General features: G+C 66.4%; 18 protein-coding genes and 1 pseudogene. 4 read left to right on the top strand and 15 right to left on the bottom strand.

The features are described 5' to 3' along the window. A pseudogene (locus tag A5789_RS26425) lies at nucleotides 1-994 on the top strand (hypothetical protein); the annotation flags it as partial. A gap of 406 nt (nucleotides 995-1,400) precedes the next feature. Here the strand turns inward: A5789_RS26425 and A5789_RS26420 are convergent. Next, nucleotides 1,401-2,414 carry a hypothetical protein gene (locus A5789_RS26420; protein ID WP_155525952.1) on the bottom strand — a complete coding sequence of 338 codons (1,014 nt, stop codon included), beginning with the start codon at nucleotides 2,412-2,414 and terminating at the stop codon, nucleotides 1,401-1,403. 491 nt (nucleotides 2,415-2,905) lie between these two features. On the opposite strand from A5789_RS26420, the gene A5789_RS26415 reads away from it, so the two are divergent. Beyond that, nucleotides 2,906-3,760, top strand: a complete 855-nt coding sequence (locus tag A5789_RS26415; RefSeq protein ID WP_064902573.1) for a hypothetical protein — start codon at nucleotides 2,906-2,908, stop codon at nucleotides 3,758-3,760. Between the two features lie 82 nt (nucleotides 3,761-3,842). Here A5789_RS26415 and A5789_RS26410 read toward each other — a convergent pair whose 3' ends face one another. From A5789_RS26410 to A5789_RS26355, 12 genes are all read right to left on the bottom strand, one after another. Continuing rightward, nucleotides 3,843-4,328 (bottom strand): hypothetical protein, encoded by a 486-nt coding sequence (locus A5789_RS26410; RefSeq protein ID WP_155525951.1) that lies wholly within the window; start codon nucleotides 4,326-4,328, stop codon nucleotides 3,843-3,845. A gap of 414 nt (nucleotides 4,329-4,742) precedes the next feature. Next, nucleotides 4,743-5,867 carry a glycosyltransferase gene (locus A5789_RS26405; protein WP_155525950.1) on the bottom strand — a complete coding sequence of 375 codons (1,125 nt, stop codon included), beginning with the start codon at nucleotides 5,865-5,867 and terminating at the stop codon, nucleotides 4,743-4,745. Continuing rightward, on the bottom strand, nucleotides 5,864-7,144 hold the full coding sequence (locus A5789_RS26400; protein ID WP_064902570.1) for a class I SAM-dependent methyltransferase: 1,281 nt from the start codon (nucleotides 7,142-7,144) through the stop codon (nucleotides 5,864-5,866). Before A5789_RS26400 ends, A5789_RS26405 begins: the two co-directional genes overlap by 4 nt. Next, on the bottom strand, nucleotides 7,141-8,436 hold the full coding sequence (locus A5789_RS26395) for an aminotransferase class III-fold pyridoxal phosphate-dependent enzyme (RefSeq protein ID WP_064902569.1): 1,296 nt from the start codon (nucleotides 8,434-8,436) through the stop codon (nucleotides 7,141-7,143). The genes A5789_RS26400 and A5789_RS26395 overlap by 4 nt, the downstream gene beginning before the upstream one ends. 23 nt (nucleotides 8,437-8,459) lie before the next feature. Further along, entirely contained in the window at nucleotides 8,460-9,620 is a 1,161-nt protein-coding gene (locus tag A5789_RS26390) for a hypothetical protein (RefSeq protein ID WP_064902568.1), read from the bottom strand. After that, entirely contained in the window at nucleotides 9,617-10,303 is a 687-nt protein-coding gene (locus A5789_RS26385) for an NTP transferase domain-containing protein (protein WP_064902567.1), read from the bottom strand. Before A5789_RS26385 ends, A5789_RS26390 begins: the two co-directional genes overlap by 4 nt. Next, the gene (locus A5789_RS26380) at nucleotides 10,300-11,589 is read right to left on the bottom strand and encodes an aminotransferase class I/II-fold pyridoxal phosphate-dependent enzyme (RefSeq protein ID WP_193615623.1); all 1,290 of its coding nucleotides are present in this window, start codon (nucleotides 11,587-11,589) and stop codon (nucleotides 10,300-10,302) included. The genes A5789_RS26385 and A5789_RS26380 overlap by 4 nt, the downstream gene beginning before the upstream one ends. Nucleotides 11,590-11,599: 10 nt before the next feature. Next, nucleotides 11,600-12,829: a thymidine phosphorylase gene (locus A5789_RS26375; RefSeq protein WP_064902565.1), complete on the bottom strand. Its 1,230-nt coding sequence runs from the start codon at nucleotides 12,827-12,829 to the stop codon at nucleotides 11,600-11,602. After that, a complete protein-coding gene (locus A5789_RS26370; protein WP_064902564.1) occupies nucleotides 12,829-13,665 on the bottom strand; it encodes a TauD/TfdA family dioxygenase in 837 nt (278 codons plus the stop codon). The genes A5789_RS26375 and A5789_RS26370 overlap by 1 nt, the downstream gene beginning before the upstream one ends. After that, nucleotides 13,662-14,219: an AAA family ATPase gene (locus tag A5789_RS26365; RefSeq protein WP_064902563.1), complete on the bottom strand. Its 558-nt coding sequence runs from the start codon at nucleotides 14,217-14,219 to the stop codon at nucleotides 13,662-13,664. The genes A5789_RS26370 and A5789_RS26365 overlap by 4 nt, the downstream gene beginning before the upstream one ends. Continuing rightward, entirely contained in the window at nucleotides 14,204-14,845 is a 642-nt protein-coding gene (locus tag A5789_RS26360) for an HAD family hydrolase (RefSeq protein WP_064902562.1), read from the bottom strand. Before A5789_RS26360 ends, A5789_RS26365 begins: the two co-directional genes overlap by 16 nt. Then, entirely contained in the window at nucleotides 14,842-16,086 is a 1,245-nt protein-coding gene (locus A5789_RS26355) for an ATP-grasp domain-containing protein (RefSeq protein WP_155525949.1), read from the bottom strand. Before A5789_RS26355 ends, A5789_RS26360 begins: the two co-directional genes overlap by 4 nt. Nucleotides 16,087-16,343: 257 nt before the next feature. Here A5789_RS26355 and A5789_RS26350 point away from each other — a divergent pair, with 257 nt between their 5' ends. Further along, complete coding sequence (locus A5789_RS26350; protein WP_064902560.1) at nucleotides 16,344-17,453, top strand: helix-turn-helix domain-containing protein; 1,110 nt, start codon at nucleotides 16,344-16,346, stop codon at nucleotides 17,451-17,453. 15 nt (nucleotides 17,454-17,468) lie between these two features. Continuing rightward, nucleotides 17,469-18,044, top strand: a complete 576-nt coding sequence (locus A5789_RS26345) for an HD domain-containing protein (RefSeq protein ID WP_064902559.1) — start codon at nucleotides 17,469-17,471, stop codon at nucleotides 18,042-18,044. A gap of 78 nt (nucleotides 18,045-18,122) precedes the next feature. Here A5789_RS26345 and A5789_RS26340 read toward each other — a convergent pair whose 3' ends face one another. Beyond that, nucleotides 18,123-18,692, bottom strand: coding sequence for a hypothetical protein (locus tag A5789_RS26340; protein WP_155525948.1), 570 nt, complete (start codon nucleotides 18,690-18,692; stop codon nucleotides 18,123-18,125). A gap of 118 nt (nucleotides 18,693-18,810) precedes the next feature. Continuing rightward, entirely contained in the window at nucleotides 18,811-19,500 is a 690-nt protein-coding gene (locus A5789_RS26335; protein ID WP_064902557.1) for a TetR/AcrR family transcriptional regulator, read from the bottom strand. Nucleotides 19,501-19,853: the final 353 nt, after the last annotated feature.

Raw genomic sequence — 19,853 nt, 5'->3', positions numbered from 1 at the left:
GGGTATAAGAGACACCCACCCCGACAATCCCCCGAGCGGCCGCGACCCACGCACCGCCGCACGCGATCACCGCGAATACATGGACCCCACACAGCGGCGTCCACCCCGACCCGACCCCGGCCGCGACGCGTTCGAGGCCTACACCCAATCCTTCGCCGACCTCGACGCCGACCCCACCCACCTACCCGTCCCCGAAGGAACCGGCGCCACGCGCCACCGGCCCGGCAAAAAGGCACCAGAACACTCCGACATCACCAGCTTCCTCGCCGGCACCGGGCACACCGTCGACTACGACCGCTACGCAGTCCCCGACCACCACAAACTCCCATGCCTCGCCTGCGGACTCGAACGCGCCCGCACCGACACCCCCCAACACCACTGCGACGACGGACTCTGCAGCACCTGCCGCGACGACAAACAACCCGGCCTCCCCGACCACAACCCCGCCGATCAGGTCGCGGTCCGCTGCACATTCATCACCGACCGGCACCCACCCACCGCGGCACTGGCCCTCCTACGAAAAGACTGGCGCCACATACGAAACCCCGCCGACCGCGCGACCATCGAAGCCTTCGCAGGCGCGCTTTTGACAGCCGAAACCCCGGCCAGTCAGAACAATTCATCGCAAGATCTTGGCGGCGACAGTGGGTTCGATCCGTCCAACCCGACTCACATGCTCACCGACACCGAACTCGTCCAAGCGATCGGCACCCTCGAACTCCGCATTCAACTCGCCGACGACGAGGCCATCATCTACGGCCCACCACCCGGCACCACCCACGCGGGCGACCCGATCGATACCGGCTGGCTGGAAGAAGAACTCACCGAACTACACGCCGAGCGCACACGCCGCGCCCACCTCACGCCCGAACAAACCACCACCGAACACGCACAGCGCGCCAACCGCGAAGACGGAGTCGATCGCTGGTCTGCCCATGAACACACCGGCCTGAACACCAGCGCAGCTGCCGAAACCGACGGCCCTGAGCTCTAGCAACATCCGACGAACCCGCTGCCCGACCCCAGCACCGCTGCTGCCTCGAATCAGAGTGAGTAGGAAGGCCGCACCACCCCGTCACAATGGAACCCAAGCATCGCGTCCGAACCAGATAGTCACTACTACCAGTACATGTCTCGGGCCACCGCTAAGTCAGCCTCGCGGCCTCGCGCGCCTTCACCGCATGATGTGCCGCTACGTACTTTCGATCATCGCCGCGCGCAACGCGGCGATGATCGAAAGCCCCAGTGAGTTGCCGTTGGTGCGGTCAGCCGTGAACTGTCCTGGTCCGTTGCCCAGGTGCACAGCTGAGGACCGGCTGTCACAAGCAGGTTTGGATCGCCCAGTCCTCCGCCTGGCACGACATCGGCAACTGCTCAGCAGCACCTGTGAGCCGAGAGGATCACCAGTAGTCCTGGCCGCGACGCCACGGCGGCTCGGGCACCGTTCTGACCGCGAATTTGTCTTTCGCGTATTCCCGCTGGCGTTCTTCGCGCTCGCGGCGGACCTCCTCGGCGAGATCGTAGATCGCATCGAGGTCGTCATCAGTGCCGCCCATGATCTCGACACTGATGTAGCCGTCTTCGACTTCGTAGTCGAAGCAGACGATTTCCTCGGCGGCGTGGCGCGCGCAACCGGGCACGGTGACGGTGGTCTCGTCGTCGAAGATCCGCACACGTACCCGGACCTCACCGCCACTGCACGGTGAGTACCCCCAGCCCAGGCGGCGGGAACGGTCTGCGCTGAGCAGGCATCCGCGACTGTGGACTGCTTCGGCCGTCATCGACAACACACCCGCCGATTGCATCGCAGATTCGAGCCGGTCGCGCAGCGGTCCGCCGGTGATTCGATCCAGCTCTTTCAGCTTCGCATCCACCCCGTAGTAGACGGCGGCAACGGTTCTCCAGTCGACACAGTGGAGTTCGGCGTCCTCACGAACACGTTTGAGGTCGTTGAGCACCTGGTGGAGCTTCGTGCGGAACTCCTCGTAGACGTCGTTCTGGCTCACTGTGTCTCGCTGCCAGTAGGGCACGACCACGGTCGTCGGGTTCAGTCTGGCGGACTGAAGCGCAACGACCTTCGGCATCAGCGCATCCACCGCGGCAACGATATCCACACGGGACGGATCCTCCATACCAGCCTGACCGAGCTGTTCGGCATCATCACGACGCCAATACTTTTCGATTCCACCGATGGTCACCTTCGTCGGACGTAACCGCGCGTTCCTTCGCGCCTGCTCGCGTACCTGCGCAGCCAGCTCATCGCCGCGGCGGAGAGCTTCGGAATATTTCACGTTGTCTTGCGCCGCGATCCGGCGAGCCCGGCGTCGTCGCCGTGAACTGGTGTTTTTCGGCATGTCCTCGTCCATTCCCGGCTCGGGCACCCACGCCACCCTGCCGTGCGACGAAGCAAGCATGCGACCACGGATAAGGAAACGCGGGCCCCGGGAAGGACCTTGGCCCTCAACGTCACCAAAACCGGCGTGGGCGAGGCAACTCAGGCGAGAACGAGGAGCGCGTGCGCGTCCTGACACTCCACCTACAGCCTATCCTCCCCGCCCCGCACAGGAGCCAACTTCGCCGTGACTCGCCGCGACGCCGCGGTAGCTGTGCGGGTCGCCCCGATCGACTTCTCACTTCAAGCGGCCGGCTCCGCGCCTACACATCAAGCCATCGACGCGGTTCGCATACAGTGCATCTTCGCTACACGCGGCCGGGCCGAGCACCACCCGCGGCCCAGACCACACCGTTCTCGGTCCGTTGCACAGGCATCCAGCATGCATTCCGGATGCGACAGATCCACGCTCGGCTCGGATCTCCATTACGTTCAGCGGGAGCGTCCGTCTCGTCCTCGTTCTCTTTCCAGAGCCCGCGCGCGAGCTTCCCGGCCCGCACGGGTCGAACCCCTGTGGGGTTCTATATTTCGGTACCGCGAGGCTTCACCCGGCGCCGGAAACGAACGCCGAAGCTTGTCGGCGACATCATCGGGCAACCGTTCCAGAAAGCGTTCCCTCGCTTCGCGCTGCTCACGCAGGCGCCGGGCTTCACGCTCGGCTGCTATGCGCCGTTCAACCTCGGCGCGTGCCCGCTCGGTCATGTCGCGGAATCGTTCAAAGGTGTAGGTCAGCCGGCCGGCGCGATGGTGAGCTTGTGCGGTCGCGTCGAATCCTCGCTCGGCGCCGTCACGAAACCGCCCGTACGCCTTGGCCAGCCGCTCACCGCGCGTGCGAGCCAGCTGTTCCCGCGATTTCCGCGCACGATCAGCTTCCCGTTGCGACCGCTGTCGGACCTCCCGTTCTTGTTGGCGCTGCTTGAGACGGTCGCGAGACAACCCTGGCAACTCCAGCTGCCGCGCCCGCGCGATGCGTTGGCCTTCCAGGATCGCCAGCCGCGCATCCTCACGCGAGACCACGCGATGTTCGAACCTGTCAGGGAACTCCCGCGTTGCCAGCTTCAGCATGACCTGGACCTCACGCGAAATCGTCTCGCCTTCTACCGTCTCCCAGCGGCTACTGACGAGGTTGCCTTCTCGCAGCGCGTCGATTTCCTTCTCGATCTGCCGGACCGCCTCACGGCCCTCAACGCGACCCGATTTCCGTTCGCGACTCTGGTCGACCTTGCCGGTGCGGGGATTGACCTGGGCCGAATCAAGGATCCGCCCTTCACTGCCGAGCGGAACCTGCTGTCGCCATCCAGCCTCGCGGGTTTCCTTCTCGAGATACGCCCGGCCGATCTCGAAATAGCGGCCTCGCTCGTACGCTGACATCCCGTTGCGAAGGGCGTCGTACCCGTCTGGCCGGTCACTCATGTGACATCACAGCGTTCCCCCGGCGCTGCCTGAACCGTCAGGCCGGTGTGCCTGCTACGCGAATGGCGTAGTCCAAGTGCTCGGCGCTCTCGATCCGAAACAGCGTCTCGACCATGCTCACCGGCTCTTCACGATGCCCGTCCACGAAATGCACCGCAGGACGGAAACCGTAGTCCGCATACAACGGGTTGTAGGTGAGCTTGCTGGTGGTCCACACCATCCCCGGATGTTGATGACGAATGCATTCGCCCACGAACCGAATGAATTGGTCTGCCTTGGAGTGGTTTTCAGGCGCAATGAAGCCTTCCCAGCTCGCGAAGAGCACTCGAGCTGCTTCGATGATGCGAGTCGACAGCGGTGGCTGCCACCAAGGCTCCGAGTAGTCCGCGATACCTGCGACGGTCTCAGTCAGAAACGCACGGATCGCCGATTCCATACGGTCTGGTTCGCTCCACTCCAGCCACGCCTGCGTCTGGCCGTCGAACTCGATCTCGAATCCCAGCTGGCTCTGGTCGTCAGTCATCACTGCTTCCCCTGCAAATGTCGTGACCGCTCATATCGGTGGGCTCTGAGGTTCATCCGCAGCCACACTAAGGGTGGGCACCTCGCGTCAGAACGACGAAGCTACCAGGGCTAGCCCATAAAACGCATACCCAGCTCGTCCACCGGGGAATTCGGATCGCTGTGAGGCTGCCAGTCGATGCCTCACCGCGGCGACGACCTGCCCGGGATTCCGCGATTCCGTTGTCGAGCACGTCACGACCCGCTGAGGCTTCACCTTCAACCCGTATGCGGCCGAAGCGGTGCCACATGCACCGCGTAAGCGATATACACCAGTCGACCGGACAGTAGTATCCCGTCTCGGCGTGGTCCGCAGCCCTGGGATAAGGCCATTCCCTTCGCCATACACGTTCTGCCGTCTCCTTCACGTGGCCATTCAGTGGCGTACCAGTTGATCGACCAGGACGGCGATCGGTGCCAATGCGCTGTTAGTGGCCGCGAACGATTGCATACCGGCAGCGATCTGCGGTGAATGCAGTGCCGCGGTAGCGGCTGCGCGGACTTGTTTTCGGATGCAGTTGCCCGTCGGATTTATAACGACACCGGCATGGGCATCGACACAGCGGCGAGCGACGAACAGCGTGTCATTGTGGACTGGAGCGATGATCGGAACGACGGCCCGATGTAGCGCTTCGAGAGTCGATGTGGCGCTGCCATGGCACAGCAGGATATCGGCCCGGGTCAAATGGTGGAGCAAGTCCAACTCAGCCGTCACCGAGATGTCGACTCCTTCTCGGGCACTGAGGTATTCGGCCCAGCCGCGCAGGATGACTCGTTTCGAAGTGTTTCGGATTTTCACCCTCAGCGATTTGATACCGGCATCGATCAGACCCATCAGGGCATTACCGAGCACTTCTATCGTCGGCTCGGTAATGAAGGTGCCGAAGCTGATCAGCGCGCGAGGCCCCTGCCGCCGCGATCCGGGTATTGCTTCGGCCGCCGTTCGCGACCGATACCGGTAGCAGCGCAGATTCTCCTGTGGTTGCTCGCTCCCACTAAAGAACCAGCGCGGCCCGAACGCGACTGTTCCGAGATTCAGGGGGGATCGGAGGTCGTCGGTTTCGTGGCCGCGGACGAGTGTCCGTCGGCGCGCTTCTTCGGCGCTGCCGTGGGGGGTGGCGGCGTCCGCACACGACACCACCCGCAAAAACGGCACACCGTGGTCGCCGGCTGCCACGACCGCTCCACGCTCGGAGGTGTCGCACACGATCAGATCGGGGTGGAGTTCGGTGATCAGACGTCCGATGTCACGGCGACTGCGCTGGCCCATCCGGCGAATGATCTCGTCGCCGGAGATACCCGAACTGCTCCGTAGATAGCTTTCGAACCCGGCCGGCTGATGCTGCGCGTCCAGCGAACCGACGCCAGTGAATGCGGCGACTGCCTGACTGCCGCATAGGTACACGCGGCAATCTGATTGGGCCGCAAAGTCTTCCACTAGCGGCAGCAGGGTATTGAAGTGGCCGGGTCCGGGGGCGTAGGCGGCGAGGATGGTCCTCATCGTCGGGCCCTACCTTGGAGAAGGGATGTGCTGTCCAGCGGTGTGGACGCGGTTTTCACCTTGTGCGCGGTGTGGATGAGGGTGTCCGGGTTCAAGCGGGTCGCGGTCAGTGCGCCGTCGATGGCGCGTCGCCGGTCGTCGTCGGGAATCGCGGCCAGGTAGGGGTAGCTGCCGTGGAGCAATGGTGCGATGTGGCGGTGCAGTGGCTGTTGGCTGTTCCACGTGGCGATGGTGTCGATCTCGGTGTCGATCCCAGCGGCCGAGAGCCAGTCGGTGATGCGGGGATCGTTGCCAGAGCTGACGATGCGGCCCGGCCGATGGCCGAGCAGGCGCAACTGCGCATGAAAGGCCGCGTTGAACGCGGTGACGGGTTCGGGTTGCTCGGTGGTGGAGATGATCCGGATAAGCGCGCCGCCGGGGCGAAGCAGCCGCGCGGCCTCGGCGACGGCGAACAGCGGTTCGTCGACGAAACAGAGTGCGGCATGTTCGAATACCACATCGGCGCAGGCATCCGGCAGGCCCACGCTCATGCAGTCCTCCTCGCGGACCCGCACCTGATCGAGTTTGCTGGTGTGCTGTTGTAGGACTGCTCGCATGCCGATGGCGGGTTCGATGGCGACGAGGCTGCGAGTATGCGGCGCGGCGATGCGGGTGATGGCGCCGGTCCCCGCTCCGTACTCGATGGTGTCGCGCCCGGCCAGCCGACTGCGGGCGATCGTGGTGATCGCGGCGGTGAATTCCGGTGCGGCGAAAGGCCGGTCGTGGTCGTAGCGTGCAGCCAACGGCGCAGTGTAGAGCCAGCTGCCCTCGTCGGAGGCGAGGATCTGCCGCGCGGTGGCGGCGGCATCGGCGAGCTGGTGGTGGCGGCACCCGCCACCGGTGTGGGGAAGGTGGCGGGCGTAGACGGCCAGCCGCGCGACGCACCAGGCGGCAGCCACCCGACCACACGTGCCGAGGTCGGGGTCCGCAGCGGTCAGGGTGGTGAAGCGCTCGGGGATGTGTCGGTGGCTCGGAGCGGTGGTGTGGCGGATCGGTTGTCGTGTCCAGAGTGCTTCCATGACCGCCGCTATCGTGGCTGCGGAGGTGCGCGGCCCGCGCGCAGCGAAGTCGGCGGTGCCGGAGGCAAGATCGCACAGCAGGCACCATGTGTCGGTGTCGATGTCGTTCAGGACGCTGGCCATTGTGGCGGTGGTCCACCACGGGATGTACTCGAAGTCGTCGGCCGCGCGTGCCGGTGCGGGCTGTAGTGCTGGTAGGCCGGTGGCCAGGGTCGTCATGCGTACACGCTCCTGCCGTAGATTTCGACGTTCGTGATCGCGAGTTTCAGTTGCGCGGCCATCGTGGCGAGCTGCTGGGGTGTGGCGTTGAGTGCGGGGGTGAGCATGAGTGCGTTCTGTTTGCAGCCGACGATCAAGCCGCCGCTGGACATACCGCCTTGGCGTGCGGCCGCGGCGATCGCCACGGCTCGCTCGACGCTGTCGCATTCGGCGACCCCCACGGCCCCGTATGTGCGCAGGTCGACGATTCCTGACGCGCGCAGGCACTGTCGGAAGTTGGTGGCGAACCAGTTGGCGGTGGCGGCGGCATGTGCGCGGCCGTCGGTGCGCAGCAGATCGATGGTGGCCAGCGCAGCCGCGCAGGCGAGGCCGTGGCCGGAGGTGGTGTGCCCGTAGCGCAGTAGGGCGTCGCCGAATTGGTCACGGATGCTGCGGCGCAGGCACGTGGCGCCCATCGGGACGACGCCGTTGGTCATGCCCTTGCTGATGGCCAGAATGTCGGGCGGGGTGGGCATCGCATTGACGGCGAACGCCGCCGAGCCGCTGCGACCGAATCCGGTGAACACTTCGTCCACGATCATCAGAGTGTCGAAACTACTTGTGACTGTGCGCAATTCGGTGAGGAATCCGTCGGGTAGGACGATACCGCCACCCACGTTGAGGAACGGCTCCACGATCACCGCCGCCACCCGCTGCGGGCCGGCGGCGGTGATCTCCGCTGCGAATGCGTCGGCGAGGGCCGCGGCTGCGCCGGGTTGGTCGGGGTGGTGTTCGGTGGTGAGTTCCACGTGCTGTATTCGCGGTGCGGCCGCCCACTCGGTGTGCAGGACCGGTAGGCCGGACAGCGCGGCCGCCAGCGCGGTGCAGCCGTGGTAGCCGCGGGCGAAGGCGATGATGGTGTCGCGGCGCGGTTGGTCGCGGTGGCACCAGTAGTCCATGGCGATGCGGATTGCGGCCTCGATCGCTTCGGATCCGGAATTGACGAACACGAAATCGTCCAGGCCGGTGAGGTCGGCCAGGGCGTCGATGAGTTCTTCGGCTGGCTGCTGCGCGGCGAGAGTTTCATCGACGTGTGCCAGCTGCCGCAGATGCGCGGTGACCGCCTCGGTAATGCGCGGGTGCGCGTGACCGAACGGGGTATTGGCGGCGCCGGCGACACCGTCGAGGTGACGGCGGCCGTGAAGGTCCCAGACCTCGCAGCCGGAGCCACGCACGAATTGTTGGTGTTGCAAGTCGCCGCGCGGGTTGGCCGCGGTGCTGGCGGTAGTCCAGCCGTTCCAGCGTGCTGGCATGACGAAATCCCCTGTCTCTGAAGTTAGTTCAGTCGTTGCCGCAGTTGCGCGACGAGCGGTTCGGCTGTGTGCTCGTAGGCCCACTCCTGCGGCGTGGCCGGGCGCGGTGGCCGGTCCGATACCAGCACCGCGAGGTAGCTTGCGATCGTGTCGGTGTCGGCCGGGTCGACGGCGACGGCCAGACCATCGGCAGCCAGTTCGGTGGCGGTGGCGCCGAATGGATCGACCAGCAGCGTCAGCCCATACAGGCGGGAATCGCGGGCCCGCAGCCGCACGCAGGTCTGGTTCTCGATCCCGGGATGTGCCAGGCAGATCAGCCCAGCGGCATGACGCAGGTAGCGGTCGCGGTCATCGTGGCGCACTGGATCGGTGTGCAGCACCACGTTGTCGTCGATTCCGAGGTCGTGGGCAGCGCTGGTGACTTCGGCGTGGACCGCGTCGGTGTCGGGGTGGGGCGCGGCATGCAGGAACCGCAATCCGACATCGACACCGTCGGCGCGGGCCGTCGCGACTGCGCGCACCGCCGCGACCGGATCCATGAACGTCCACAGCCCACCGGTCCACAGCACCTCGCCGCGGCCCTGCCCGGGCGCGCCGGGAATGCGGGCCGCGGCGCGGGGCGAGGTCGTGGTGCTGTAGCCGATCGGGATCGTGGTGATGCGGTGGTCGAGCTGTCGTGATCGGGCCAGGTCCTGCGGGCTCAGGAGACCGTAGCCGGCCAGGTTTGCGATCAGGGTCGTCCGCTCGACATGGGAGCGGGCGATGAACAGGTCGCTGTGGGTCAGCTGGAATCGGTAGGTGTCCACGAGCTGGCGATAGGTGTCGGTGTCGAAGATGCCGCCGGGTCGGAATCGGGGATATTCCAGCTGCTCGATCGGCGGCGCGTTCTCCGACACGATCAGGATGCCTTCCCGGCGTGCCTGTTCGATGCGGCTTGGGTCGGGCATGTCGAAGAAGAACACCGCATCCGCGTCGGTGAGCAGGCCCGGCCAGTCGGCTTCGTCGGTGACCAGTTCGGCGTCGCCGACGTCGATCGGTTCGTGCCCTCCGGTGGCGGGACTGTAGATGTAGACCGGGAAATCGTGGGCCAGGGCGGCGGCGAGTTCGGCGACCCGCAATCCGATTCCGCTGGTGGTGGTCTGGCCCAGCGAGTACGGTCCGGCGTCGAACAGCAGCGTGGTCATGGCAGGACTGCTTTCGCCGCCGCCGCTAGATCGGCGGGCTCGTTGAGATTGACGAAATCCGGTCCCCACACCACCGGTGCGTCGATCAGGCGTTCGGTGTCACCGGCGCACAGGCCGTGCGCCAACGGCGCGAGCATCGGCCTCCGCACGGCCAGCGCCGACCAGCACGCATTGAATCCTGCTGGCTGCGCTGGCTTTTCGGCCGCCGCGGTCACGATGCCGTCGGTGACGGTCAGGGCTCCCTCACGGCGCAACCGCTCCGGGTCGCCCGTGCTGGCCGCGACCACGGCGATCGGGTCGGCATCGTGCAGGCGGTCGACCGCGTCGCTGAACGCCGGCACCGGATCGGATACGAATACCTGGTCGCCCAGGCAGATCAGCACGGTCTCGTCGCACCACGGTGCGGCGGCCAGCAGCCCCGACCCCAATCCGCGTTCCACCTGCGTGTGCGACAGCAGCACGAATGCCGTGTCGCGGCGCGAGCCTGCGAGATGGCGCACCAGCGCGAGCTTTTCGGCCGATACGACGAGCACCACTTTCACTTCCGGCAGCGGGAGCATGTCGATCGCGTCGAAGAGAGGATCGATCACCGCCACCCCGGGGCGCAGCGCATGCAGTTCCTTCGGATACACCGCCCCGAACCGGCGCCCGGAGCCGGCTGCGAGCACGACCACCGTCGTCACAGCCACACCCCTTCCGGCTCAGCGGTGCGAGACCACCACGGCTGCTGCCCGATACGGGTGCGCAGCTCGCTCACGAGGGCCGTGGCTCGGTTGGCATGCCCGTCGCGGGCCATAGCGATCACGGCGGCCAGGTCCCGCATGTCGGTGGCGGTGGCGCCGAGCACGGTGGGTTCGGCGGTCCCGAGCCGGAACATCGGCCCTGGGCATCCGGGCAGATGGTGTTGGATGTTCACCCGGATTCCCCAGCGCGCCAATCTATCCGACACGCCGCATGGGTCTTGCAGTCGTACCCAGACTTGATGGGTGTCGGTGTAGCCGGACTCGACGCCGGCGACGTCGAAGCCGTGGTCGGCGAGCGCGGCGGCCAGCACCTGAGCGTTGGTGATCACCGCGCTCGCGTAGCCGTTGCCGTAGGTTTCGAACTCGAGTGCGGTGCGTGCGGCGGCCAGGGCCGTGGCGAAGTGGTGGCTGCTGACCATTGTGAACTGCGCCTCGCGCAGCAGTGCATGGGTAGTCTCGTCGCGGGTGGCCAGCAGTCCCCGGTGCGGGCCGGGAAACGTCTTGTGCAGGGAACTGCTGATCGATCCCGCGCCACAGTCCAACGGGTTGGGGTGCGCGCCGCCGAGTACCAGTCCGAGCGGGTGGCTACAGTCGACGTGCAGACGAGCAGGGGGATAACGGTGCACCAGCTCTGCCACCGCCGCGACGTCCAGCACGTGCCGGGAATTCTGCAAGTCGGCGTACACCAGCGATACCGATCCGGCAGCCAGTACCTGCTCCAGCTGGGCCAGATCGATGTGTCCGTCGGCGCAGTCGATCGGCCGCCACCGGTGACCGAACCGGCCGATCAGCTCGCCGGTGGCGTAATGGCCGCCGCTGGCCTGGGAGATCGACACCACCGTTGAACCCGGTGCGCCGCCGAGCGCGGCCAGCGCGATCATCATGGCGTTGAGCCCAGAAATCGGACGCAGGTTCACATATTCAGCGTCGGTGTGCAGGAGTCGTGAAAATGCTTCGCGGCCAGCGTTTTCCAGCTCCGCGATCGGCTCGCCGCCGCGGAACTCCCACTGCCGCGCGGCCAGGCGTTCGTTGAAGTGGTATCGGTTGCTGTAGTCGGTGCCCAGGAGCGCGTGCGCGGTCGGGCTCATCCGATTCTCGCTGGGGACCAGGTTGATCGCCGTCCGGTTCAGCGGCTCGGTGGCGGCGATGCGGGCGGTGATCTCCGCCAGGTGTGCCCGCGGATCCGCGGTGACACCGCCGGCCGGGGGGAGGTTGGTCGTTTGCACGGTGGCCTGCTCAGTCGTGGAAGTGGCAATGACGGCCGAGGGCATCGGCATGCGCGTGCCCGGAGACCGGGTCGGGAGCGTGGACCTCGAGGACAGATTGTCCGGCCGAGACCGGCTTCCCCGGCTCGGCCACAATCCGCACACCACACGCCGCGTCGACGGCAGCAAGCATCTGGGCGGCTTCCCCGACGGGACGCGCATCGATTCCCGTGTAGATCGCTGGCCGAGGTGCGTGGTAGGTGACGACGGCGGGAGCGTGGGCGGTTTCGAGGCCCTTGTCCAGCCAGTCCGGGTCTCCCCCGAGATGGTTGACGTAGTGGCAGAACATCTCGTAGGCGAGGCCGGAATCCAGAGCGTCGTCGATTCGCGACCGAATCGGTGTCCCGGAATCCGGAGCCGGGACCGCGTGCAGAATCTGCTCGGCCAACCCGGTCACATGCTCGCGCAACACCGGCGCCCCGCCCCCGCGCAACACCGCGACGGCTTCGCGCAGCTCGAGCAGTGGTCCGGCCGCGGGGGCAAGCGGCTGTGAGGCGTCGCAGGTCGACATCAGCATCCGCCGGCCCGCGGCCTCGCCGATCGCGCGCATCAGCCGCACCAACTCGTCGGCGTCGGCTTCGGTGGCAACCACCGCGCCCGGCCCGTACTTGACCTCCAGCGCGATCGTCGCGGCGCCGGTGGCGAGCTTCTTGCTCATGATGCTGGCCGCGATCAACGCCGCGACGTCGACGGTGCCGGTGCGTTCACGCAGCGCATAGGTGCGGCCGTCGGCAGGCACCAGCTCCGTTGATTGGCCGGCGATGCAGAACCCGACCGTCTCGACGCAGCCGACGAACTCGGCCACCGTCAGATCCAGCCGTAGACCGGGGATGCAGTGCAGTTTGTCGAGCGTGCCGCCGCAGTGCCGCAACGCCGATCCGGTGATCTTCGCGACGCGCAGGCCGGTAGCGGCCAGCAGCGGCGCGAGCACGATACTCACATCGTCACCGACACAGCCAGTGCTGTGCTTGTCGACCACCTGTGTGGCGTCGGGCCAGCTCACCCGCTTTCCGGAAGCCACATACGCCTGGGTCAGCGCCGATGCTTCGGCGTCGCTGTGGCCGCTCATCGCCAGCGTCGTCAGCAACGAAGCCACCACCGCATCCGGGGTGCCGGGGGCGAGCAGTGCTGCGAACTGCTCCTGCGTGAACTCGATGCCGGTGACGCGGCGCTGTTCGAGAAGTGTTGCCGCAGAATTCATTACGCTATCTCCTGGGTGTACAGGCCGCGGATCAGTACTCGCTCGCCGATCCCGGCGGTAAATGCGGTGCGGCCGTGCGCGATCCGCCCGTTACACAGCACCAGCCCGGTACGCGACGGAATCGCGATGTCCCGCCGGTATCGGCCGCCGGGTCGCGACATCGCCCGCAGTCGTTCGACCGCGGCCGCGCGCTGGGCGCCGAGGCTGTCGGCCAGCTGCCAGATCTCGGTGCCGTCGTCAGCCCACCGGGTACGCAGGCCGCGACCGTCCAGCTCGGCAAACGCCGGACCAGACGTTCTGGGGGGCGGCTGAAACGACCTTGCTACTCGGGTGAGCGCGTCGTCGGTCATCAGTGCCGCCGCCCCGGCCGGGTCGATGCGCCGCAGGTCTTCGAAAGCCTCGATCGCCTGGAAGATCGTGGTGTGCCCGCCTTTTCGGGCGGCGCGGTCAAACCACAGCAGCGATGTTCCCACGTGTCCGATCGGTTCCAGGGTTCCGTCGGTGTGGAAACCCTGGGCCGTGCAGGTGCCGAACGACCCGTGACTATTCGCGGTCGGCGTGGGCGAGATTGTGTTGAACCCGTCGCTGTCGTAGCCGAATCGATCAGGCTCGGTGGCGTAGACCGCTGGCACATAGGTGCTGCCGAGTCCGAGCAGCCGAGCCGTCTCGGCGAGGACTGCCCGCCCCGCCACTGCGGGGTCGGCGACGGTGAACAGAGCAAAACCATTGCGCTGGTGATTGTCTCGAATCCGGGCGACCGCCGCGGCCGGGGTCGTGTCGATCGCGGGCCTGGCGGCAGCTGCGGTATCGGTGTGGGTGTCACTGCGGATGGTCATGAGCCCTCCGGGGCGTCGTCTTTGGTCCACCGCTCGATGGCCTCGGTGATCTCGGCGGCGGCGCGCAGTGGGCTCAGGGAGGTGGTGTCGATTACGAGATCGGCCGCATCCGCGAGCCACTCGTTGCGGGCGTTGATGTAGGTGGGCACATGTTGCAGCCGCCAACCGGCCGCGCGGTGCAGCACCTCGTCTTCGCTGATGCGCTGCCGCAGCGTTTCGGGGCTGGCGTCGATCAGTATGTGACGCAGCGAATGCTCCAGTTCCGCGATGCCGTTGGCGATCTCGGTCCAGTACTTCTGGTCCAGTACCGTCTGCACGATCACCAAATGCTGCCCGGTTTCCGTGGCGATATCGTCAGCGACGAACGGGACCAGCCGCCGCCACGACGGAAGGTCCTGGAAGTCGGTGGCTTCCGAATCGGGGAACTGTGCGCGCAGCATGAACCCGACGAACTCGGGATCGAACAGCCGCCAGTGCTGCGGGTCGGCCGCGACCAGCTCCCTCGCGATCGACGTCTTGCCGGCCCCGAAACTGCCGTTCAGCCAAACAAACAAGATCTTTCCTCCTGGATTGGGTGTTCACAGACGATGGACGACAACGACGACCCCGCGCTGAAATGTGCGACCTGCATGCCGACACTGCGCGCGCCGGGCAGGTTCACCGATAGGTCGTCGACGACGAAAATCTTGGCGGGGGGCACGCCCATCGCGGTGGCGGCGTGCCGATAGAGCGCTGGCGCGGGCTTGGTCATCCCGACGTGCGCAGACACGAAGATGTGGTCGAAGCCGGCGTCGACACCGAACCGCTCCAGGTCCGCGACCAGGATGTCGGTGCTGTCACTCAGCAAGGCCACCACAAACCGCTTTCGCAGCTGCGCCAAGAATTCGATCGCCCCATTGGCCAGACGCCCGCGGTCGGCGCTCCACATCCGCACCGCCTCACGGCCACGGCCGTCGAACCGCTGTGCCAGGTTCTCGGCCACCGACTCACGCCACTGGGCGTCTGTGTAGATGCCGAGCTTGGCGTATTCGTAGGCATCGGTGCCATACGCGGCCGCCGCGATCGCCCCCGCAGGCAGACCCTCGGCCTGCTCACCCGCGCGTTCGCCCTCACCCTGCCAGTAGTGCAGAACGCCGTCCCAGTCCAGCAGGACGGCTTCAGTGTCCTCGGGCCTGGTCATGGCCGCCTCGTCTGCACTCGCACCATCGCGTCGAAGTCCGCGGTCGCCGCCTTCAACTCCTCAAGGGTCTCAGCGTCGAACACCACGAATCCCGGCCGCGAATGTGAGTCCCGTGCCTCCAGGAGCAGGTCACCCAGCTGTGGCGCCGACGTCTCCAGCACGTGATGCGCCCTCCGGAACTCCTCGAGCCCCAGTACACCCGTGACCACGCCCGGCGCGGCACGCAGGAACCGGATCGCCGCGAACCGCTTGGCAACCGGATCGATCGGCAGCTGCGCGTGTACGAGACAGCGCAGCCAGGCGTCGGCGAGGTTGACTCCGTAGGCGAGTTCGATCAGCCACGGGATCCGATCACCGGGAAACCGAACCGCGCACTCGATCGGATAGGCCCGCTCACCTTGAACTCGCCATTCCGAATGGAGCAGCCCGTCGCGTACTTCGAGGGCCCGCACCAAGCGCCGTGCGCTGCCGGACAGCAGAGCGTGCAGTGGACTTGGCACGACAGCTGGTACCTGGTGGGCCATCTCCGGGAACCAGGGAAGGTCGCCGACCGTCTTGCCAGTGACATTGACGAAGACGATCTGCCCAGCCTGCACCAGAACCTCGACCGAGAACTCCGGACCGATCCGGTACTCCTCAACGAGATACGTCCATTTCAACGGCCGATCCAGCGGTTTGTGGGTGCCCTCATCGGTCTGCATCGACTGATCCCACGCCACGGTGATGTCATCGCGGTCGTCGATGTAGCGCACGCCCAGCGAGCCGTTGCGGTTGCGTGGCTTGAGCACGATGGGACGGCCCTCGACGGCGTCGAAGAATTCGCCCACCTCGGCGACAGTGTCGACCGCGCGGAACCGGGGTGTCGGGAATCCCGCACCATCGACCAGCTGCCGGAAGATCAGCTTGTCTGTGCACGCTCGGACGGCGTTCGCACCCGGGTAGCCCATGCCGAGCTTGTCGGCGATGGCGGCGGCCGCCCGCACCGCATGCTCCTTGCCTGGCAGCACCGCGTCAAATCCGACCTCGGCGTGCCAGGCGGCCCCGGCCTCGACCGCTTCATCGCTGAAAACGAAACGTGCCGTGCGGATCTCGATGACGATCGGATGGTCGAACTCGCCGGGATGAGCCTCCAGCACCGATGGCTCTACCAGCAGAAACACTTGCGGTACATCGGAGTCGATGCGCGCAAGCGCGTCTATAAGACCCGTACTGTGCCCGAGCACCAGCACCCGCCGCGTCATCGCCGACCACCGCCCGCGGCGGTGCACCGCATATGCGGTGGCAGTGTTCGGTCTTTCATTCCAGGCACACTCCTTCGTCGATGCCACGAGTGAGAAACTGTCCGCGCCAACGTCATTGGCTGCGTGTGCGGTGGAAGCCGAGTTCGATCGCAACGCTGTCGGACCGCCGTCTCGACGGTATGCTGACCAGGCCGGACGCTGAACTGACCGGGAGTACGAGTAGAATCTCGGCGCCCATCATCGACACAGGACCGCTCATGGGCCCGCCCCGCGATACACCGACCCGCAGTCAGGGTTCGCGTCTGCACGGCGCTGTGTCCGGGTTCCTGCTCAAACTGCTGCGCGAGGCCACCGGCCTCACACAGACCGAATTCGCTGAACTGCTCGGCGTCGACCAGACCACCGTCTACGGATGGGAAAGCGGCCGCCGGCCACTGGCCCACCTGCGCGCCGGGGATCTGACCCGGCTGCGGATGCTGCTGACCCGCCACGGCGCACCACCACACGCGCTCGCATTGATCAGCGACGCACTGGAAGCCGACCTGGTCATAGGCGACACCGTCAGCACCCATCCTGCGGAGATCGGCGCCGAGTCGCACCCACTCGCGGTAAGTGTGCACCAACGCACCCTCGCCAACTTGATCACCTGGCCACTCACCGGCCGCCCGCCAACCCAACTCGCAGACCTGGCCGACCATCGCGGCCACGGGCCCCGACCCTCGTCCCCCGTGATATCCGACGCCGATCGCAGACTGTTCTTCGATCACCTGCTCGACGTTGCCGACCGCTGCCGATGGCCCGACGACGCGTTGCTTCGCCGCCAGGCCATCTACCTGCTCGGGTTCGACGACCGCGCCGAATCCGCTGACTGGCTCACCGGCGAACTCAGCCGCGCCCAGCAGTCGACCGGCGATAACGACACTCCGGGCTCGCTGCGCCTCCGCTCGTCGGCGATCGCGCTCGCCGCCACCGGCGATCGAGATCCGTTGCGCGCCTACCTGTCTCGGCTGGACGACGCGCAGGCCCAAGCGAACCTGACCTACTATGCGTACTGGGTCGGTGAGCTGCCTGGCGGGGTCCTCGATGACCATGCCATGATCCGCGCTGACCCTGCCGGCTGGTCCGGACAGCGACTGCTGCGGCACTTGCTCGACCGGCTTCAGCCGAGCACCGACCAAGCAGACCTCTACGTCCACACCCTCGCCGACCTGATCGCCAGCCATCCGCACTTGCTCACCGCCGACCCCGCCCTGCGGGAAGCGACCCGCACCGCGGTCGACCGAATGAACGCCGACCCCGATCTGATGGCCCAAGCCCGCCAAGACCTGGCTAACGTGGCCTACGCAGTACGCCTGTCCAGCCGATAACGCGGAGGAACACCCATGGATGAACACCAGCTGCGCCCCGACGCCGCAGCCGAGATCGCCGCGTTCGCCTTCGAAATGGGGGTACTCAAACGCGAATCGCGCAAGGGCTGGCTCGACGCGCAGATCACCAACCCGGAATCGGTCGCCGACCACACCTGCCGCACCGCGCAGCTCGCGGCACTGATCGCCGCTCTCGAAGGCGGCGACGCCGCCAAAGCCGCGCACATGGCGGTCTGGCACGACTCTCAGGAGACCCGCATCCGCGACCTGAACAAGACCAGCAAACCGTTCCTGCCCAGCGTCGACCACAACGCCGTCACCGCCGCACAGGTCGCCCGCATGCCCGATACGGTGCGAAAGCTGTTGCAAGACACCGTCGCCGAGTTCGAAGCCCAAGCCACCCTCGAAGCAGTCTGCGCCCGTGACGCCGACCGCCTCGAATGCCTGTTCCAGGCCCTGGAATACCAGGCCGCGGGCAACACCCTCGTGCAGGAGTGGATCGACGACTCCCGCTCGAAACTCAAAACCACCAGCGCGATCAGCATTGCCGACGCAGCTCTGACTACCTCGCCGCTGGAATGGAGGCACTAAACCGCCACCTGAATCATGGCACGGCACCTGTCCGCGCCCTTCAGGTTGTTGCTGTTGCGCTGCTGCTGCCACGACCGGTTACCGTGTCTCGCGAGCCGACTCGGTAACCAACGGGTCCAGATCCAGGCTCCGCCAGGAGCACCAGCCCAGCGATCGCGCGGTCAGCAGCGCCGATCCCAAAGCCGAGGTGATCGGTCCCCGCCAACTGTCGCAGGTCGGATCCAGATACTGGCTCGACACCTTCGCCGCTGCACAGGTGCTGCGCAGGTCCGGCGTCGATATATCCAGATCGAATGCCGTGTCCACCATCAACGCTGAGACGTTGTCGGTGCCCGGCAGCTCCCGCCGATGTGGCCACAACATCGCATAGTTGTCCACACTCACCAACTCGATCTGCTCCGCGACCGCCGCCGTACACAGGGGTGTGAGTGCGGCTGCGAGATCGTGGCCGCTAATCACTTCCGCGTACAGGTCGCACTCGGCCATTCGCTCGTCGAGCGCGACGGTAGAGCCGAACTGCTCAGCGGTTCTGTTGGCGAGCAATTCGTAACCGAAGGTGAAACCGCGATGGTCCGTCCCCAGATCGCGCGGGTGCTGTGCGTCGAACCGCACGTACACCAACCCGGTCCCCAGCGCAGTCACTGCCACTGCGGCTACCGTCGGTGTTTCAGGACCGCTGGATTGGCCGGGATCGCCGAAAGGCTTTCGCGGTGTCGCAAGATTCGTTGCGGTATCCATGATTTGGTCTCCGTTCAATCGATGTACGTCAGCGCCGAGTCGTCCGGCTACTGCCGCGCTCGACATCTCGCAACGCGCCGCACGGCGTCACCACGGCGACCTCCCCTGTGGCGGCCGTCGCGCCGTTGAGCTGATGCGGAATGAAGGTGTTCAACACGATCTCGACGCGTTGGCGAACCAAGCCGGTCGTGATGTCGGTTGGGTCCGGGTGGCCGGTGAGGAGGCCCGCCAGCGTGCTCATCAGCACGTAGGCGGTTTCTTCGCCGTCGGCCGCCTGCACGCCGATGTCTTCGGCAGCGCGGGTGATCCAGCCACCGAGTGCCGACATCAGTCGTGCCAGCGGCACCGATCGGTTAGGAGCGGAAGGCCCGGCCAGTGACAGTTCCAGCCGGATCCAGCCGGGTCTGCTCACCGCGAGATATCCCCACGTCGTCAGGGTGGATATCAGCTGCTCCACGGTCGTGACCCGGACAAGACGCATGCGGTCGGTGACGTAGCGGTACATCTCATCGAGCACGGCCGCGCCGATTTGGGCTTTGCCGCTGAAGCTCCCGAAGACCGCACTGCGGCTGTACCCGGCGTGGGCGGCGATCCGGTCGACCGAGGTCGTATCAAAGCCCTCTGTCATGAACAACTCACTCGCCGAGCGGAGAACGCGGTCCCGAGTGTTCCGCTTCTCCGGCCGCAAGCGCGGCAGAGCCGCGGTGTCGGCGCTCACCGTTGCCTCGCTTCAGCGGCATTCACCCGCACGGCTTCCACCTCGACGACTTGCACCGCAGCCCAAGTTGCCGTCATCGCCTCCGCAATGCGGCGCCCGAGAGTCGTCAACGACCATGCCCACGCCGCGCGCTGCCCGGCACCGAGCCTTTCGTGCCCCCAGGCCAGGCTCCGAGCCTCCAACGCTGCAACCGCCGGCGCGACCGGCGTCGTGCGGGCACCAGCGGTCACGGCCGCCAGCTCCGCTGCGGTCATGCCGCCCTCGGCACCGGCCAACGCGCACAGAACCAGCGCTTGAACCCCGCTGAGCATGAAGCCCGGGGAGCCAGCGTCGCCGCCGGACGGCACATCAGC

The organism is Nocardia sp. 852002-51101_SCH5132738 (genome assembly GCF_001665695.1).
Lineage (GTDB): Bacteria > Actinomycetota > Actinomycetes > Mycobacteriales > Mycobacteriaceae > Nocardia > Nocardia nova.
This window is presented reverse-complemented; position numbering and strand designations above follow the sequence as displayed.

What these genes read in the sequence shown, in the direction of transcription:
- A5789_RS26420 (WP_155525952.1), bottom strand. Translation starts at nt 2,414, where the DNA reads ATGCTTGCTTCGTCGCACGGCAGGGTGGCGTGGGTGCCCGAGCCGGGA.
- A5789_RS26410 (WP_155525951.1), bottom strand. Translation starts at nt 4,328, where the DNA reads ATGACTGACGACCAGAGCCAGCTGGGATTCGAGATCGAGTTCGACGGC.
- A5789_RS26405 (WP_155525950.1), bottom strand. Translation starts at nt 5,867, where the DNA reads ATGAGGACCATCCTCGCCGCCTACGCCCCCGGACCCGGCCACTTCAAT.
- A5789_RS26400 (WP_064902570.1), bottom strand. Translation starts at nt 7,144, where the DNA reads ATGACGACCCTGGCCACCGGCCTACCAGCACTACAGCCCGCACCGGCA.
- A5789_RS26395 (WP_064902569.1), bottom strand. Translation starts at nt 8,436, where the DNA reads ATGCCAGCACGCTGGAACGGCTGGACTACCGCCAGCACCGCGGCCAAC.
- A5789_RS26390 (WP_064902568.1), bottom strand. Translation starts at nt 9,620, where the DNA reads ATGACCACGCTGCTGTTCGACGCCGGACCGTACTCGCTGGGCCAGACC.
- A5789_RS26375 (WP_064902565.1), bottom strand. Translation starts at nt 12,829, where the DNA reads ATGAATTCTGCGGCAACACTTCTCGAACAGCGCCGCGTCACCGGCATC.
- A5789_RS26370 (WP_064902564.1), bottom strand. Translation starts at nt 13,665, where the DNA reads ATGACCATCCGCAGTGACACCCACACCGATACCGCAGCTGCCGCCAGG.
- A5789_RS26360 (WP_064902562.1), bottom strand. Translation starts at nt 14,845, where the DNA reads ATGACCAGGCCCGAGGACACTGAAGCCGTCCTGCTGGACTGGGACGGC.
- A5789_RS26355 (WP_155525949.1), bottom strand. Translation starts at nt 16,086, where the DNA reads ATGACGCGGCGGGTGCTGGTGCTCGGGCACAGTACGGGTCTTATAGAC.
- A5789_RS26350 (WP_064902560.1), top strand. Translation starts at nt 16,344, where the DNA reads ATGGGCCCGCCCCGCGATACACCGACCCGCAGTCAGGGTTCGCGTCTG.
- A5789_RS26345 (WP_064902559.1), top strand. Translation starts at nt 17,469, where the DNA reads ATGGATGAACACCAGCTGCGCCCCGACGCCGCAGCCGAGATCGCCGCG.